The organism is Thiohalocapsa sp. (assembly GCF_022340605.1).
In the GTDB taxonomy this organism is placed as follows: domain Bacteria; phylum Pseudomonadota; class Gammaproteobacteria; order Chromatiales; family Chromatiaceae; genus Thiohalocapsa.
Window position 1 is genome coordinate 1 of sequence record NZ_JAJDNQ010000150.1, and the last position, 16,721, is coordinate 16,721.

Below are 16,721 nucleotides of genomic sequence, written 5' to 3' on the forward strand. Positions count from 1 at the left end.
AGCCGGCTGAACATCGCGTCATTTAGGGGTGTCTTTCCATACGTCCACCAGCAAGCGCCCCAGGGCCCCGAGCATCATCAAGAAGGAACCGGCGATGAAGAGCCACACGCCCCAGACCTTGAATGCCTCCAAGGCGGGCAGAAACAGAATGCTGCCGACGAAGAATGCAACGTTGCCGAGCAGGCCCAGCGAGAGGTGAATCCAACCGTAGTCCCGGACGAGCACTCTGATCACATTCGGCATGATGACTCCCAAGCAGGGCTGACGACTGGCCAACTGCGGCGCCGGCGAGGGCCGCGACGGACTGCGTTGCCTATGCCAGAACCGTTCCAGGCCGACGCCGCCGGTCGAGCCAGCCCCCTCGAGCCCGGCCAACTTGGGCGGACCGGCGGTGCACACCCTGCGCCGTGGACGGTTCGCTCGACACCCATCGCCAGCCGGCCACGGCGGATCTCATGGGCGATTGCTGCAAGCCCGTGCGACACGACCGGCGCACGCCCCAACCCGGATCAGATCAACCACGGACGGTGTATTTGCCCCGGTTCCAATGCCGGACTGGATGCGGTTGTTCCATCCCGCTGAAGCCCGTTGCGCAGGACCGGCTCTTGCTCGGCAATCGTGGTGACCGTGGGCCGTCGACAGGACGCGACCCGCCCTCCAGCTTTGGCGCGCGAGCGGCGCGCGAGCGGCCGGGGAATCTCTCCTTTCAACTTGGAAAGAGCGGTTGGACGCCCGTCATGGCGCCGGCATCGCGGCTCGATTGGGTCGAGATCCGCCTCGCGCGACTGCTCACGCCGGTCCTGCGGGCGTGGCTTGGTGCAGCAACCCGGGCGCAGTCTCGCCATCGCACAGGGAGCCGGCGTCAGCGCTTCACCTCCCCGATCCGCTCTTCGACCGATTCGATCTTGCGCGCCATCCGCTGCCCCTGGTGTGGTCTGATGTCGAGCTTGATCGCGGAGTAGGCGCGCCGACAGCCCAAATCGTCCAGCACGGCCGCCGCCCGCTCCACGAGGGCGAGGGCCTCCGCCACGGTCTCGGTCTCGACGACGGTGCCCATGGGCGTGAGGCGGTAGTCCAAGCCCGACTCCCGCACCATGCGGATGACCTCGCTGACTTGCGCACCGACGCTCTCGCCCTGGTCGGTTGGGAAGATACTGAATTCCATCAGGACGGACATGGACCCCTCCGAAGCGATATGGCGGTTTTCGGCAGCCCGCCGGAGAGCGCCGCCCGGGCGGCTCGGGCAGGCTGCCTGGTCTTGAGCAGAGACCGAATATTGCCACGAGCCCAGCTGAAGCCCGCCGCGTCTCGGCGAGCCGCGTGGACGCGGGCCATGTCGAGACGTATGCTCGCGTGCCTGGCCCCTTGGTGACGGTCATCGAAACGCCGCTCTTCGCACGCCAGTTCTTCGCGCGTCAGTGGCCGCTGTACTGCGGCGAGGAAGAGCGGCGCGCATGCCGCGCGTACATGGGCCGGCCCCGGCAACGCGTGATGTCGTTTCGACCTCGATCAGCCGGCGCGCCGCAACCCGCGGCTTCAGCTTGAGAGACCCCGCATGCCCACATCGCTGATCCCCGCCAATTCCGTCTTCGGCATCATTGCCGTGCTCGGCCTGGTGGGCGCGACGGCCCTTTGGCTGGAGGGCCGCGGCATCGGCCGGCGCGTGTCGGGGGTGGTCCTGGGCATCCTGGGGGGCATGCTCTGCTCCAACCTGGGCCTGCTGCCATTCGCCTCGCCGGTGTACGACTTCATCTGGAGTCAGGCCCTGCCGTTCGGTCTGGTGCTGCTGCTCTTGCATGCGGATCTCCGCCGTATCTTCCGCGAAACCGGGCGGCTGTTGCTCGCCTTTATCATCGGCGCCATCGGTACCTTGCTCGGCGCTCTGGCCGCTTATGTGCTGTTTGCATCCTTCCCCCACGCCGCGGCGCTGAGCGGCATGTTCGCCGCGAGCTATATCGGCGGCTCGATCAACTTCCTGGCCACCTCCCGCGCCCTGGGCATGGACGCCTTCCCGGACCTGCAGGCCGGCGCCATGGCGGCGGACAACCTGGTCATGGCCGGCTACTTCGTGCTGCTCTTCTCGCTGCCCGAGATCCCGGCGCTGCGCCGGCGCTTCGAGCGGCGCTCGGCGGGGGTCACGCCCAGCCCGGCCCCGGTCGCGCCCCCAGTTGAGCCGCCCTCGCCGCAGCCCGACGAGCCGCTGCGCCCCATGGACATGCTAAGCGTGCTGGGGCTCGGCGCGCTGATCTGCCTGATCGGCCAATGGCTCGCGGCGCTGACCCCCTTTGCCGGGGCGGCGATCCTCTGGACGACCGCGCTGGCGGTCGCGACGGCCACGCTCGCCAGCCGCCCGCTGCGTGCCGTGCGCGGCGTACAGTCCATCGGCCTGGCCCTGATGCAGCTCTTTTTCGTCGTGATCGGGGTCGCCGCCAGCGTACCGGCCGTGCTACGCATCGGCCCGGTGGTGGTGGCCTTTCTTACGGTGCTCATCACAATTCACTTGCTGTTCCTGCTCAGCGCGGGCTGGCTCCTGCGTTTCGACCTGCGCGAGATCGCCGGTACCTCCAACGCCAACTGTGGCGGACCCACCACGGCCGCCGCCATGGCGCTGGCCAAGGACTGGGGCAACCTCGTGGTACCGTTGATCCTCTGCGGCACCTTCGGATACGCCATCGCCAACTTCATCGGCGTCGGCCTGGCGCACTGGCTCGGCGCCTGAGGCCGGCGGTCTCGATGCCGATGGACGGGATCTCCGGAAAAGCCCGGCGCCGCGACGGCAGGTCGTCGTGGCAAGAAACAGGTCACTACGCTCGATCCGCAAGCCAGGCCGCCCCGTCGCAATGTTCGCGGTACCCGTCCCGCGTGCCTTGACCGGCGCCCAGGGCACTGATACAGCTACCGGCTCCATCTCGTCCGCGAGCCGTCCGCAAGGCGGCGGAGGCGATTGTATGTCCCGTTCGTCCAACGCCGACCACGTCCTTGGGCGAGCGCAGCCGGGGCCGACGATCGACCCGGCCGCCCACGACCAGGGGGCCTGATGGCCGAGCGCCCGCCGGAGTTGGCCTACGGTCTCGATGAACGCCCGCCGTTCACCCAGGCCCTGCTGGTGGCGATTCAGCATACGGCGCTGATCTGCCCAACCCTGGTGCTGATCGCAATCGTCGTCCATGCCACCGGCGGCTCCCCGCACGACGCGCAACGGACGATGGCTCTCGGCCTGGTGGCCATCGCCATCATGACGGCATTGCAGGCGATCCGCCTGCCTCGTGTCGGATCCGGGTTCCTGCTGCCGCCGGTAGTCACGGCGACCTATCTCCCCGCCGGGCTGGCGGCGGCATCCATCGGTGGATTGCCGCTGGTGGCCGGGATGACCATCGTCGCCGGCGCCTTCCAGGTGCTGTTCGCGCAGGCCATCGGCCTGCTGCGCAAGGTGTTTCCGGCGGTCGTTTCGGGCGTGATCCTCATGGCCGTGGGCATGGAGCTTTGCCGCATCGGCATGGGGGTCGTGTTCGACTCCTCGCTGATCGCCGAGCATCGCTTCGGCAACGTGACCGCCACCGCGCTGGCGACGCTCGGACCCATCGTCGCACTGGCGGTTTGGGGGCGGGGGCTGTTCAAGCTGCTCTGCGTGCTGATCGGCATCGCCATGGGCTACGGGGTGGCGGCGCTGCTCGGGGTGTTCACAGCCGCCGACCTGGCGGACATCGCCAAAGTCCCGCCGATCGCGCTGCCATCCTTCCGGGGGCTCTCCTTCGCGTTCTCCAGCGATGTGCTGCTGGCCTTCTTGGTCGCGGCCTTGGCCAATGGACTGCGCACGGTCGGCGTGCTGACGACACTGGAGCAGCTCAATGACCCCGCCTGGCGCCACCCGAGCCAGCCGCGGCTGCGCGCCGGGGTGGGCGCCGATGGTCTCGGCTGCATGGTCTGCGGCCTGCTCGGCAGCCCGGCCAGCGCCGCGAGCCCGAGCCTGGTCGGGCTAGAGAAGACCACCGGCGTCACCAGCCGGGTCGTCGCCTGGTATCTGGTGGTCCTACTGTTGGTGCTGGCCTGCCTGCCGATGCTAACGCTGTTCATCGCCCACATGCCGCGGCCGGTGATGGGCGCCGTGCTGTTCTTCAATGGCGCAATGATGTTCGTCGCCGGCATCCAGGTCGCCTCCAGCCGACCAATGACGCTCCGCTCGATGATCATCATCGGCTTCTCGACCATGCTGGCCGTGGGTGTCTTGGTGTTTCCGAGTTTCTTCACCATTCTGCCCCCGGCGATCCGCCAGCTCACCGGCACGGCGATGGCGATGGCGCTCATCAGCGCCACGTTGCTGAATCTGGTGTTCATGCTGGGGCGCTGGCGCTATGGCGATATCGCGGTCCAGGACGGCCTGCCCGGGGAGACCATCGATACCTTCCTGCGGCGCCAGGCGGACGGCTGGAAGCTGCCGAAGCTCGAGATCGAGCGCGTCGTCGGTGTCGTGCGCGACCTGCTGGCGCAGATCCAGCCGAACCGCCGCGACGGCAGCGAGATCGCGGTGCGCGCTGGCTTCGACGACTTCGATGTCCGCATCCAGCTCAGCTATCAGGGCGCGCTGCCGAGCCTCGCGAGCCAGCACTGCAATTGTGGAGACCTGGTGGAGGAGCAGGGCTTCGCCGACGGCCTCTCCGGCTATCTGTCGGGCGTCGCCGCGGATCGCGTCGACACCCGCTCCAGCGGCGAGCAGTGTGAGGTGGTGCTGTCGTTTCGGGTGTAGGTCAGAACGGGTTATAGATGTAGTTCAGAAAGCTCTCGGACTGCAGCTCGATCCGGCGCAGCACCTTCACCAAATCGATGGCCTTGTTCGTGAAGATGGCCGTGATGCCGCGGGCGCCGAAGTGCAGCGGGTGCTCGCTGAAGTCGCCGACCGGCGTCAGGCGCACGTGGAAGACGTTGCTGGGGGTGATGGTCTCTTCGCGCGGCAGCGCGCCGCTGGGCTGGAATTGGGCGCGGCCGGTGGCCCAGATGACGGCCTCGACCTTGGCGTGGAAGATCTCTCCCGGATAGATGCTGAGGGCGAAGTCGGCCTCGTCACCGGACCTGATCCACTGCCCCGCGCGTTGATCGACGCTGGCCAGCAGGTACAGCTCCTCGCTGCTGACGAAGGTCACCACGGGTTGCTTCAGGCGCACGAAGCCGCCCTTGCGCAGTTGCAGGTTGACCACGTAGCCGTCGAAGGGCGCGACGATGGTGGCGTGCTGGAGGTTGTATTGGGCCTCCGCCAGCTCGGCGGCAAGTGCACCGATCTTCTTCTCGACGCCCTGAACCTGCGCGGTAAGGGCCTTGGCGCGGTCGGTGCGGATATCGAGCTCTTGGGCGGCCATCAATTGCTTGGGCACCAGCTTCTCGGCGTCGGCGAGCCGCCGCTCGGCCTCGGCCAATTGCGCCTGCACGGACTGTTTCTCGGCTTGCGCCTGTGCCAGCTGCTGCTCGGCCTTCTCCAGCTTGTGCTGCCACGGCGTCGTGTCGATGGCGAAGATGGGCGTGCCGGCCTTGATGGGCGTATTCGGCTTGACGTACACGTCAGCCACCAGCCCGCCGAACGCGGGTGCCAGCGGCACGACATAGCGCTCCACCATCAGGGTCTTGGAGTAGGGCGTGGTCTGGCCCAGCAGGATGACCTCGGTGAGCGCCGCACCGGCATACAGGCCGAATACGATGAAGCTCCAGAACAGGTTGAAGCGCAGCAGCTTGAAGCGGAAAAAGACCAGCCAGACCAGGCAGAAATAGGCGATGGTGACGAGAAGCTCCATGGGTTGCGTCTCCTGCCGTCAGGCATCTTGCCGCGGCGCGCGGTCGGTGGCGGCCGGCTGCTGCGACGCCGCGCTTGCGGTCGATGCGGATCGTGCGCGGAGCTCCGAACGCGCCGCCTGATCCGGCGGCGGCGCCAGCCCCGGGCTCGCCACGGCCCCGGTCTCGCTCGGCGGGGCAGCCGCGGCGCCGTCCGAGTCCGGCTCCATGATGACCGGAACCTTGAAGGGTCGCACTTAGGCCCACACCAGCGCCGCCATCCACAGCGGGAAGATCAGCAGCCCCAGCAGCGACAGGATCTCGATGGCCTCGGCCTGGGGATTGTTGCGCTTGCGGGCGATCTTGCCGGGCATCGTGTGCACGAAGACGATAAACAGAATGATCACGACGATGCAGGTCAGGATCAGCCCCAGGGAGACGATCTTCAGGGTCAGCGGATTGGCCATGGACAGGCGTCGCAACTCATCATCGTGACGGGCGCACAGCCTCCCGTGCAAATCGATGTCGGGAGGCGCGGTGATGCTGCGAATCATGGTGCACGACCGGTCGATGAGCAACAGCAGCCGCTTGACGTCCCGAACGGAGACCGCCCCCAGCATCGCGGTCCGCGCCGATCGAAAGCGGTTGCCGCCTGCGATTGCCTCACCCCGGCGGACGCATAGGCCGAGCGCCCGCGCTGAACCCTTGCCGTGATTCCTGGGTAAGATCATACGCACACGCTTTCGCGCCGTTACACGGGGGACAGCCCCGGACCAACGAGAGGTCACAGAGACATCCCAACGCGCCTGGAGCTCGCGCTTAGCACCGCCCCGCGTCGCCCTCCGGAGCGCCGCCGCGACGACGGCGCGCCGCTGCGCCTGCTGCATGCCCCGAGCTTCCAGGCGCTGGAGGGCGTCTGGCGAACCGTGCAGCTCCTGGTGTGCCGGCTGGAGCTAGACGCAGGCATCGAGCCGCAACCTGCTCGACGTGACGCGCGCCGAGCTGTCGGCCTGGATCTACGACGATGGCGGCGAGCGCCATATGTACCCCTGCGCCGGTGCCTGGCTCGGCGAAGGTGCCGCCCAGACGATGCTCACCCGCGGCGTAATGCCGCTGCTCAGCCGGCGCGACTACCCCGCCGTCCGACTACTGCGCTGGCAGTCCATTGCCGAGCCGACGAGGGGGCTGGCCGGCCCCTGGGCAAACTGGGCGACCACCACGGGCGCGCTGGGCCGCGCTCCGCATTTACCGCGCTCGGCGCGCGGTAAGGGATTGGCGTTGGCGGGGTGCGCCAACGGCAAGCGGGATTAGACTTCATGGTCACTCATCTTCCCGCGCCCGGAGCCCGTCATGCATCGCACCAGCGGCATCCTGCTGCACCCCACCTCGCTGCCGGCACCGGACGGCGCCGGCGATCTCGGCCCGGCGGCCTACCGCTTCGTTGACTTCCTTGCCGCCGCCGGCCAGGGGCTCTGGCAAATGCTGCCGCTCGGTCCCACCGGCTATCAGGACAGCCCATACCAGTGCACCTCCGCCTTCGCCGGCAATCCGCTGTTGGTCAGCCTCGACCTACTGCGCGAGGACGGCTGGCTGGACGCCGCCGACACCGCGCCGGATCGATCCGCGACATTCCCGCGCGAGCGCGTGGACTTCGCCGCCGTGCATGCGCACAAGCGCCGGCTGCTGCTGCGCGCCTTCAGGCGCTTCGAGACCCATGCCGACGCGGACGCACGCAACGAGTACAACCAGTTCTGCCTCGAGCACGCCGCCTGGCTCGACGACTACGCGCTGTACGCGGCCATCAAGCTGGCGCAACACGACCGCCCCTGGATCGACTGGCCGCAACCACTGGCCCTGCGCGACGCCGACGCACTGGCCGACTGGCACGCGGCCAATCACCGCGCCGTGGAATTCGAGCGCTTCTGCCAGTTCCTGTTCTTTCGGCAGTGGCATGCGCTGCGGGCGCGGGCGCATGCGCGGGGCATCCGCCTGATCGGCGACATCCCGATCTTTGTCGCCCACGACTCGGCCGAGGTCTGGACCCACCGCAACTGGTTCCGGCTCGACGCGAGCGGGCGTCCCACCGTCATCGCCGGCGTGCCGCCGGACTACTTCAGCGCCACCGGGCAGCGCTGGGGCAATCCGCTCTACCGCTGGGACGCGCTGGCCGCGGACGGTTACGCCTTCTGGGTACGGCGGCTACGGCTTGCGCTGGAATTGCTGGACTGCGTGCGCATCGACCATTTCCGCGGCTTCGCGGGCTACTGGGAGGTGCCCGCCGACGAGCCCACCGCCATCAATGGCCGCTGGGTTCCCGGACCCGGCATGGCGCTCTTCCGCGCGCTGCGTGACGCCCTCGGCGACACCCTGCCGCTGATCGCCGAGGACCTGGGCGTCATCACCGAGGATGTCATCGCGCTGCGCGACGCGCTGGAGCTGCCGGGCATGGCCATCCTGCAGATGGCGTTCGAAGACGCGAGCGCGGGCTTCGGCGAAGTGTCCTTCCTGCCGCACAACCATCACCGGCGCCTGGTGGTCTACACCGGCACCCACGACAACGACACGCTGCTCGGCTGGTGGTCCGGCTTGGCCCCGCCGTTGCGCGACACGGCGCTGCGCTACCTGCGCAGCGACGGCCGGGAGATCCACTGGGATTTCATCGCCACCGCGCTCGCGTCAGTGGCGGATTTGGCGCTGCTGCCGCTGCAGGACCTGCTCGGGCTCGGCACCGAGGCGCGCATGAACCGCCCCGGCAGCGCCGGGGGCAACTGGCAGTGGCGCTGCACCGAGGCGCAGCTCGACGGCGCCGACGCCGCGCGCCTGGCCGATCTGAGCGCGCTGTACGGCCGCCGGCCGCATCCCGACTGAGAACGGTTGCCCCGCGCGGCGGCGGTCCGGCCAGCCACGGCGATGCCGACCTCCTCGACGTCGCCATCAACGCGGCAACAACGACATGAACAAGAGCAGCAGCAGCCCGAGGATGCCGACCAAGTCGAAGATGCGCCTTAAGCGCCGGTGCTTGCGGCGCAGCCGCTCGGTGGCCTCCGCGAGCATTGGATTTGCCGCCAGCGCGGGGTCTAGGTAGGTGCAACGGTGGCTCAGGTCGATGGCGTCCAGCGCAGCCGCGGCCTGCACCATGTCGGCGCGATAGGCCTTGCGGTCGAGGTCCAGCAGCCTGCGGCGCAGGTCCGCATGGAAGTGCATCGCCGCCGCGTCCAGATCCCGGAAGTACACCACGATACCCGCCTGGTCGCTCGGGCCAGGCGCGACGGCCGCCTCGCACAGACACACGGCGTCAGGGCGATCGCGGCAGGGTGTGATATAGAGATAGCCGTCCCGCATTCGGGCTTGACGCGCATCAACGACACTGCCCGCAGTCTAGCGCGTGGAGGCGTTTGGGTGGGCCTGTTGGTGAGCCTGTTGGTGAGCCTGTTGGTGCGCAGGGGGATGCGGGAGCGGATCTTTGGACCGGATCAGCGTTCGATTGCGGCTTGGTTCCAGTGCGGCTTGGTTCCAGTGCAGCTTGGTTCCAGCCGAGCGGGAAGTCGCTGGGCGACATCACTCGGCGGCTCGATCGGATCGCCTGCCTGAGCTGCCGCGCAACGCCGCACCAAGCGCACGCCGCCAATCCAGGACGCTTGGCGGATGCCATGCGCGCGGCGGCGTCCGCGCGAGCCCCGGCACGCACGCTGCGTGGCGTCACGCGGCTTGGCGCTGAGTCTCCCAGTTGGCGATGCGGATCAGCTCCAAGAGCTCACGCGCCAGCGGCAACGGCTCCCCTAGCCGAAAATCCTCCCCCTTCGACCAAGCGGCCTCGGCGTCAGCTGCGACCCCATGAAAGCCTTGACGGCAGAGCTCCCAAACGGCTTTGTCTTGATACTGCGTCATGATACTGCCCCCCCTCGATACTGCGTGCTGAGATCGCCTTTGTCAGTTGTTGCAAACCCGTCGGCAATCTCAGCGATACTGCTCGATCCCGGCCCCCCCTGGTGACACTGTCTCGCCGCGATCACCGTGGCTTGCCGGCCATGCTTTCAGCATAGTCCACCCTGGTTCGGGAGCAATTGGTAGATACCACGTCTCGTATCGGCGACGCCCTCGGCACACCCATGCCTTCTGCGAGTTCCAATGCGAGTTCCACCCCGAACATCCGCTGACCGGGCACGCCGATCCCAACGCGGGGGCACCGCCCGCCCGTCGCCGGGCGTTGAATCCGGCGCCAGGGGCCAATAACTTCCGCGCACCATCGATGTATAGAGAGTGGAGAAAGTGAAGCTTCCAACCATTGAACCGGGCGTGGTGCCTGGCGGTGTCGTTCTGCTCGGCGTCGCATTTTCGTTCGGGTCGTCCGTCGTGCCACACTTCGACACCGCACATCGCCTTCTGGCACTGCCCTTCGCCCTCGGTGTCGCCCTCTACGGCATCTACGGCGTGGTGGCCGCGCTGATACCGCAGTCGGCCGCAGATCGCCTCGGTCTGCGTCTGCTCGGCCTGCACGTGGTGATGGGGGTGTTGCTGCGCGTGTCCATCGATCCGCGCATGGTGCAAGGTTGGTTGGCCCTGGTGCCGACCATTCTGATCCTCTACATGCTGGCGGATGTCTACCTGCGCCGGGACCACCGCGTGGCGATCTGAGGGGACGGCCTTGGAGCTGCTTCAGATCAGCGAACAGTGTTGTCCCTGGTGCGGCGAGGCCATCGAGCTGACCGTTGATTGCAGCTACGGTGAGCATCGCTACGTGGAGGACTGCGCCGTTTGCTGCGCACCGATGCTAGTGAGCGTGCGCTTCCCGGCGGGACCGGGTACCACGCCGCTGGTGGAGGTGTGCCGCGAGAACGACTGAAGGGATCGCCGGCGAGCGGGAGGTCAGAAGCCGCCGCCGGTGCGGAAGCCGCCACCACCGCCGCCGAAGCCGCCGCCGGTGCGGAAGCCGCCACCACCGCCGCCGAAGCCACCGCCGGCTCCACCTGAGCCGCCGCCCCAACCGCCACCCCAGGGGGAGCCGCGGCCGAACCCACCGGAGCCGAAGGTCGGGTCGGTGCGCGGCGGGCGATACCGGTACTGCTCCTCCAGCACGCGCATCAGCGCGTGTCGGTCCAGCATGCCCTGCACGAAGTTGGCGAGCATCATCGCCACCAGGGCGCCATCGCTGAAGCTGCCGCCGGGGCGATCCATGCGCTCGCGCTGGATGTCGCGCCGCAGCCTTGCCAGGTCCTCGAGCTTCTCTTGCTGCTTGGCCCGGGTTTGCTTCAGGTTGTCCAGCATGAAGCCGAGCCTGCGCTGCTCGCGCTCCAGCTCCTTCAGCTCGGCGACGATGCGGTCGTCGTCGGGGAAAGGCGTCTTCAGCGCATCCCGCTCCAGGCTGGCGAGGTCTTCCTGCTCCAGCGCGGCGGCGAGTTCCTCCACCGCGCGCCGGGTGTGCTCGTCGTCACCCGCGGCGATGGCGGCGCGCCGCTGCATCAGGTCCGCAAGCTCTGTCTCCGCGGCCTCGATGCGCGCCTCGACATCGTCCAGCTTCTCCTGCACGGCGTCGCGCTCTGCCTCCAGCCGCGGGATGCCGTCGGCCTCGCGCGCTGCCTCGTCGAGCGCTCGCAGCCGAGCGAATTGCGAGTCGGCTTCGGCACGGCGCGCACCGGCGTGCTCGCGCAGCCGGCGCGGAATCTCGGCGAGTCGGCGGTAGTTGAGTCTGGCATCGTCGTAACCGATGAGCCGGGCCACCTTGCCGTCGAGCCAGCGGAACAGGCCAACGCCCTGGTACTCGGCGGTGCCGAAGCGCCGCCGCCACAAATACATGAACAGCGCATCCTCGCGGTAGGCGGCGCCCTTGGATTGCTCCTCCTGCTCGCTGTCCGCGGCCTTGGCCTCCGCATGCTGGGCAATGCGCTGGGCCTCCTCGGTGCGCTCGCGCTGGGTGCGATACGCCGAGTCCGCGTCGAGCCTGGCCTGCGCCGCGGCCTCGGCGTCGTCGAGGAACTCGGCGGCTGCCTCGAGCTCGGCGCGCAGCCGCTCGCGCTCACGCTCCAGTTCGTCCTTGGCCGCCGTGGACGCCTCCACCTGCCGCGCGAGGTCCGTTGCAGCGGCGTCACGCTGTTGCAAAATATCCACAACGCGCCGCTCCGCCCGGTCCAGACGGCCGGTGAACTGTGTATCTTCCAACACATCGATGTGCACCCGCGCGAGGGCCTTGAGCTGCTCGCCCCGGCGGCGCAGGAGGTCGCGTATCTGTTGTTGCAGCGACTCCGCCTGGCCATCGAGCGCGTTCAGCGCCTCCTGCTGCCGGCGCGAGAGGTCGGCCACCTGCGCCATCGCCTGCATACCACTCATCATGGCCGGGTGCCTCTTTACCAGTCGGTGATGGCCGCACCGGTGGTGCGCAGCCGATAGTCAGGCATGAGCCGGCCGACGGCCTTGTGGCCCACCAGGTCCGCCTGGATGATGCCGTCGTCGCGCTTGTCGGCGGCGACGGCGTCGAACGTCGCCTTGTCCACCCGCAGGCCCCACGCGTCCACCCGCTCGGTCTTGCCGGTCTCCTCGTTGGTGATGGGCACCTTCAGGACATGGCCGCGCGGGCCGACGGCCTCGACGATGAGGTAGTAGTTGCGCGCGTCGGGGTTGTTGGGGGGAATGCGCCAGACGCCGCTCCGCTCGCTCGGGCGATTGATGATGCGGATGTCGTAGTCCGCCTCCAGTTGGCCGCGCAGGGTGTCGAGAGACTTCAGGGCCTGCTCGGCGGCGGCGGTGTCGCCGTCGCGCAGCGCGCGCCCGCCGGCGGCGAACAGGCGGTCTGCCCGGGTCACGGCATTGGGCTCTACCGCGAGCTCTTCGACTTCCGAGTGCATCGCCTGCAGCCGCTCCGGCAGCGCCGCGCGCGGGGCCACCACCAGCATCTGCCAGGCCACCACCAACAGCACCAGCGCCACCAGGCCGCCGAGCAGCCACTTGCCCCAGCCGCCGCGCGCGACATAAATGCGCGCCAACGCGACGCCGAGGGTTGGCTCGGGCGGCTTGTAAACGAAGCGGTCCTCTTCCAGCGCCCGCACCGCCTCGTCCAGGATGGCGTCGCTGACCTCCAGGCCCTGGGCCGCGTAGATTTTGCGCAGACGCGCCTTCAGCGCCTGCTCGCGCTCGCCGCTGTCTAGCTCGTGCTGCACCAGCCGCTCCTTGCGGCGCAGGGTGTCGACGACGTCCATGGCGAGCATGACATCGTCCAGTGGCGGCTTGGCGGCGCCGGGCGAGGTGCCCGGGGCCGCATCGGACACGGCAGCGCTCATTGGCCGACGGCCAAACCCTTGCCCTGCTCGGCGAGCCTGGCCATGCGCCGCTTGCCGTCCTCCACCGCGTCGCGGATCTCCTCGGCGTTACGGGTGGATTCCTTGCGCATCTCCTCGATAATCTCGCGGGACTTGGTCTGATAGTTGACCACGGACTCCACGAGCTTCTTCACCGAATCGGCGCGGATGGTGGGGCCATAGCCGGCCTTGACGGCGGCCTCCTGAACCTTGCCGCCGATGTCGGCCAGCACCTCCAGCGACTGGCTGACGCCCTCCTTCATGGCATTGACGGTGGCGGTGGTCTCGCCCAGGCCGAACATGCCGGTGAAGGACGCCGTCAGCGCCGTCAGCACCGTCTCGTTGGTGGTGAAGAAGCTCACGGCCTGCTGGTAAAGGCGCTCCTTAGCGTTGGTGGTCTGCTGCAGGCGCGCCATGACCACCTCGGAGGTGTTGTAGGACACGGTGATGTTGTCCGAGAGGTCCTTGGCGATCTGGTAGCGCTTCTCGACGTCCTGCAGGTCGCGCACGCGCTCGTCGCGGGCCATCTCCAGCCGGGCGCGCTCGGCGGCATCGTCGCCACTGTAGGCCTCCACCGCGTGCATGGCCTTATCCACCTCGGCCTTGGCCGCCTCGAGCTGGCCCTCGGCCTTCTTCAGCACCTCCAGCGCCAGCACCTCGGACTGCTTCATGGCGCCGCGAAAATCCTGGTAGGCACCGAGGATGCGCTGCTCGCGCTGCACCTGATCGTTGGTGGCGCCGGTGACGTCGAGATAGGTCTCCTTGATCTTGTCGAAGCGGGCGGCGATGTCGCCGCGGGTGACCTTCATCCAGACGTTGGAGATGCGCTCGAAGGTGTCGATCTTGCCGTCGTCGAGCTGGTCGACCATCTTCTTGGCATCATCGCGGATGCTGTTGAAGGCCTCGGTGATCTGCTCATAGCGGCTGCCGATCTCCATGGCCCGCACCTGCTCGCGCACCACCTCGTTGAAGGTGGAAGACTGCGAGAGGGTGCGCGCAATGGCCGTAACCCGGGTCTCGTCGAAGCCGGAGATGCGCTCCAGCAGCGCGATCATCGGATCATCGGCGCTCGACTGCTCCGTGGGCGCAAGACCCATGTCGTGCAGCGTGTTCATGGCCTTGTCGAGGTACTGCATCGGGCTTGCGGTGGCGGGCATGGCTCAAGATCCTCCGGGTGATGGATGCCGCACGGGTGCGACCGGGGCGGACGGGTATCGGTGGCGACTGGTGCCTCGCGCCGGGCGGTCCGGCGGCTCGTGCGCGAATTCGCGCGTTATACCGTCTAAAGATGACGACCGCAGGGCCGTGACGACGATGAGCGCCCGCGGGCGGGCGGCTGCGCATTGTCGCCCCGACAAGCCGGCGGCGACCGGGCCGGTCAGGCTCTCGGGGCGGCGTGCCGGCGGCTCAATCGCCGTAGAAGGCCTCTTCGACCTCGGCGGCGGGGACCTCCTGGTCGGTGTCATGGTCGATGCGCACCAGCCGGGCAACCAGGCGCCCGTCCCTGCTGAGAGTGATGGACTCCCCCTGCACCACGCGCTCGATCAGCTCGTCCAGGTGTTCTGCGGCATACTCGGTGGTTACTGTCTGCATGTTCGCTCTCACTTTCTTGACCGTCGGTCGACGCATCTCGCGCGGCTGCCGCCGCGGCGGTCGCGCACACCGAACCGGGACAGAAGATAAGGGCACCGGTGGCGTTGTTCAGTACTGGCACTACTCACGAGATGCTTGGCAAGCGCCATCGGCCTGGCGCGGCGCCAGCAGCCCTCCTCGCAGCCCGCCAAGCAGCGCCCGTGGCAGGCCCGGACCGCCGTAGACCAGCCCCGTGTAAAGCTGGATCAGATCGGCACCGGCGGTGAGCTTGGCGGCGGCACTGGCGGCATCCATGACGCCGCCGACCCCAATCAGCACCGCCCCGGGGCCCAGCGCCTCGCGCAGCAACCGCAGCAGCGCCGTGCTGCGCGCAAACAGCGGCCGCCCGGACAAACCACCGGCCAGACCTGCCGTGTCGGTACTGGCGGCCGAGAAGTCCACGGTGGTGTTGCTCACCACGAGTCCGGCACAACCGGCCGCCATCGCGGCGCGCGCACAGGCGAGCGCGTCGGCGTCGGCCAGGTCCGGCGCCAGCTTCAACAGCAGCGGCCGCGGCGCGCTCAGGGCCTGGTTCGGCCCCTGGATGGCGCCGACGATCGCCTGCACCTGATCGGCGGTCTGCAGAGCGCGGAGTCCCGGCGTATTCGGGCTGGAGACATTGACGACGACGAAGTCCGCCAGCTCCCCTAGCCGCTCGAAGCTGCGGCGGTAATCGGCCGCCGCCTCCGTCGCCGGCACCACCTTGGACTTGCCGATGTTGATGCCGAGCGGCACCTGGAGCAAATCGCGCTGGCGCAGGCGCTCGATGCGCGTCGCCACCACGTCCGCGCCGGCGTTCGGGAAGCCCATGCTGTTGATGAGCGCACCATCCTGCGGCAGCCGGAACACCCGCGGGCGCGGGTTGCCGGGCTGGCGCAGCGCCGTGACGGTGCCCACCTCGACGAAGCCGAAGCCGAGCGCCTGCCAAAACGTGACCGCCTGGGCGTCCTTGTCGAGACCTGCCGCGATGCCGAGCGGATTGGGGAAGCTCAGCCCCATGACGCGCGTCGCCAACTCCGGCGCGCGGGCAACATCCGCGGCCGGTCTGGCGTGGGCGAACCGCGCCAGCCACACGGCCAAGCCGCTGCTCCCCAACAGCACCGCAAGCTGATGGGCGCGCTCGGCATCGAGCCGGAACAGCAGCGGCCGCAGCAGACGCCACGGGCCGACGGCGGGCGATGGGGCCAGGGACGGGTTCAGAACGGATGCCCGTGGGCTGGTGGACGGATGGCCGATCAATGTCGCACAGCGGACAGCGCAGGTCCACAGCTGCGCGTTCCGTCGACACGCCGCCGGCCGCGGGCTCGCCGCGGATGTCCGGGCATGCGTGCCCGGCAGGTTGTGGCCTCAGAGCTTGAGCCGCAGCGTGCCGGCGGCGTCGGCGCAGCGGTCCAGCCGGCGGCGAAGCTCCAGCAGCGGCGGCGGCAATTGCCCCGCCGGGAGCAGGTCGCGCAGCATCTCCAGCTCTTCCGCGGGCAACTGCCGCAGCTCGTCTATGTCCAGATCAAAGCCCACTTCCAGCCCGTCGCACATCGCCGCCACCTGTCGCTGCGTCATGGTCGCCTCGCCCAGCGTCGAAACAGCCGATTCAGCCTTTTGCTTCATTCTACAGAGTGTGTGCGGCAGTTCTGTGCGTCGGTACCGCTCCGGCTTGTAGGAATTCGCCTCGTCACCCTGTGGATGCTCACGGGCGCTACGGTGCCTTTGACTTGATCCCGGGCCGGTGCCAGCCGAGTTCAGGCATGGCACACTAGCTGTTTGCGCGGGCCGAGCCCCGCCGTCTCCACGGCCCGCGATTTGCCGCGCAACGCCGGCCATCCCCTGGAGGTCACGAGACACAATGAGCGACAGCGTCAAGTATCTGCTCGACGAAGAGCACCTGCCCACCCACTGGTACAACATCAACGCGGACCTGCCGGAGCCACTCGCGCCGGTGCTGCACCCTGGCACCAAGCAGCCCATCACGCCGGACGACCTGGCACCGATCTTTCCCCGCGCCGTCATCGAGCAGGAGATGTCGATGGAGCGCGAGATCGAGATCCC

The 16,721-nt window shown here is 68.4% G+C and carries 18 protein-coding genes and 1 pseudogene; 7 read left to right on the top strand and 12 right to left on the bottom strand.

The window, feature by feature from the left end:
- Nucleotides 1–18: 18 nt before the first annotated feature.
- Nucleotides 19–234, bottom strand: a complete 216-nt coding sequence (locus tag LJE69_RS18695; RefSeq protein ID WP_296927566.1) for a YrhK family protein — start codon at nt 232–234, stop codon at nt 19–21.
- Between the two features lie 628 nt (nt 235–862).
- The gene (locus LJE69_RS18700; RefSeq protein ID WP_296927567.1) at nt 863–1,177 is read right to left on the bottom strand and encodes an MTH1187 family thiamine-binding protein; all 315 of its coding nucleotides are present in this window, start codon (nt 1,175–1,177) and stop codon (nt 863–865) included.
- Between the two features lie 378 nt (nt 1,178–1,555).
- Between LJE69_RS18700 and LJE69_RS18705 the strand changes: the two genes are divergently transcribed.
- Nucleotides 1,556–2,719, top strand: a complete 1,164-nt coding sequence (locus LJE69_RS18705) for a DUF819 family protein (RefSeq protein WP_296927568.1) — start codon at nt 1,556–1,558, stop codon at nt 2,717–2,719.
- A 318-nt stretch (nt 2,720–3,037) separates the two neighbouring features.
- Entirely contained in the window at nt 3,038–4,744 is a 1,707-nt protein-coding gene (locus LJE69_RS18710; RefSeq protein ID WP_296927569.1) for a solute carrier family 23 protein, read from the top strand.
- A 1-nt stretch (nt 4,745) separates the two neighbouring features.
- Here the strand turns inward: LJE69_RS18710 and LJE69_RS18715 are convergent, their stop codons facing one another.
- Both LJE69_RS18715 and LJE69_RS18720 read right to left on the bottom strand, forming a co-directional pair.
- Nucleotides 4,746–5,780, bottom strand: coding sequence for an efflux RND transporter periplasmic adaptor subunit (locus tag LJE69_RS18715; RefSeq protein WP_296927570.1), 1,035 nt, complete (start codon nt 5,778–5,780; stop codon nt 4,746–4,748).
- Nucleotides 5,781–6,014: 234 nt separating this feature from the next.
- On the bottom strand, nt 6,015–6,644 hold the full coding sequence (locus tag LJE69_RS18720) for a DUF3302 domain-containing protein (RefSeq protein ID WP_296927571.1): 630 nt from the start codon (nt 6,642–6,644) through the stop codon (nt 6,015–6,017).
- A 100-nt stretch (nt 6,645–6,744) separates the two neighbouring features.
- Between LJE69_RS18720 and LJE69_RS18725 the strand changes: the two genes are divergently transcribed.
- Nucleotides 6,745–7,068 carry a hypothetical protein gene (locus LJE69_RS18725; RefSeq protein WP_296927572.1) on the top strand — a complete coding sequence of 108 codons (324 nt, stop codon included), beginning with the start codon at nt 6,745–6,747 and terminating at the stop codon, nt 7,066–7,068.
- A gap of 39 nt (nt 7,069–7,107) precedes the next feature.
- A complete protein-coding gene (gene malQ, locus LJE69_RS18730; RefSeq protein ID WP_296927573.1) occupies nt 7,108–8,625 on the top strand; it encodes a 4-alpha-glucanotransferase in 1,518 nt (505 codons plus the stop codon).
- Nucleotides 8,626–8,691: 66 nt separating this feature from the next.
- On the opposite strand, the gene LJE69_RS18735 is transcribed toward malQ, so the two are convergent.
- Together LJE69_RS18735 and LJE69_RS18740 are read right to left on the bottom strand one after the other, a co-directional pair.
- Entirely contained in the window at nt 8,692–9,048 is a 357-nt protein-coding gene (locus tag LJE69_RS18735) for a hypothetical protein (RefSeq protein ID WP_296927574.1), read from the bottom strand.
- A 408-nt stretch (nt 9,049–9,456) separates the two neighbouring features.
- Nucleotides 9,457–9,645, bottom strand: a complete 189-nt coding sequence (locus LJE69_RS18740) for a hypothetical protein (RefSeq protein WP_296927575.1) — start codon at nt 9,643–9,645, stop codon at nt 9,457–9,459.
- A 372-nt stretch (nt 9,646–10,017) separates the two neighbouring features.
- Here LJE69_RS18740 and LJE69_RS18745 point away from each other — a divergent pair, with 372 nt between their 5' ends.
- Nucleotides 10,018–10,392, top strand: coding sequence for a hypothetical protein (locus LJE69_RS18745; RefSeq protein ID WP_296927576.1), 375 nt, complete (start codon nt 10,018–10,020; stop codon nt 10,390–10,392).
- 10 nt (nt 10,393–10,402) lie between these two features.
- Entirely contained in the window at nt 10,403–10,600 is a 198-nt protein-coding gene (locus LJE69_RS18750; RefSeq protein ID WP_296927577.1) for a CPXCG motif-containing cysteine-rich protein, read from the top strand.
- A gap of 23 nt (nt 10,601–10,623) precedes the next feature.
- Here LJE69_RS18750 and LJE69_RS18755 read toward each other — a convergent pair whose 3' ends face one another.
- From LJE69_RS18755 to LJE69_RS18780, 6 genes are all read right to left on the bottom strand, one after another.
- Nucleotides 10,624–12,084: a hypothetical protein gene (locus tag LJE69_RS18755; RefSeq protein ID WP_296927579.1), complete on the bottom strand. Its 1,461-nt coding sequence runs from the start codon at nt 12,082–12,084 to the stop codon at nt 10,624–10,626.
- A 14-nt stretch (nt 12,085–12,098) separates the two neighbouring features.
- Nucleotides 12,099–13,016, bottom strand: coding sequence for a DUF6384 family protein (locus LJE69_RS18760; protein ID WP_296927580.1), 918 nt, complete (start codon nt 13,014–13,016; stop codon nt 12,099–12,101).
- 8 nt (nt 13,017–13,024) lie between these two features.
- Nucleotides 13,025–14,203 carry a cell surface protein gene (locus tag LJE69_RS18765; protein WP_296927581.1) on the bottom strand — a complete coding sequence of 393 codons (1,179 nt, stop codon included), beginning with the start codon at nt 14,201–14,203 and terminating at the stop codon, nt 13,025–13,027.
- A gap of 250 nt (nt 14,204–14,453) precedes the next feature.
- A complete protein-coding gene (locus tag LJE69_RS18770) occupies nt 14,454–14,639 on the bottom strand; it encodes a hypothetical protein (protein ID WP_296927582.1) in 186 nt (61 codons plus the stop codon).
- A gap of 120 nt (nt 14,640–14,759) precedes the next feature.
- Entirely contained in the window at nt 14,760–15,917 is a 1,158-nt protein-coding gene (locus LJE69_RS18775; protein WP_367114713.1) for a quinone-dependent dihydroorotate dehydrogenase, read from the bottom strand.
- Between the two features lie 108 nt (nt 15,918–16,025).
- The gene (locus LJE69_RS18780) at nt 16,026–16,235 is read right to left on the bottom strand and encodes a hypothetical protein (protein ID WP_296927583.1); all 210 of its coding nucleotides are present in this window, start codon (nt 16,233–16,235) and stop codon (nt 16,026–16,028) included.
- A gap of 283 nt (nt 16,236–16,518) precedes the next feature.
- Here LJE69_RS18780 and LJE69_RS18785 point away from each other — a divergent pair.
- Nucleotides 16,519–16,721, top strand: a pseudogene (locus LJE69_RS18785) (TrpB-like pyridoxal-phosphate dependent enzyme); the annotation flags it as partial.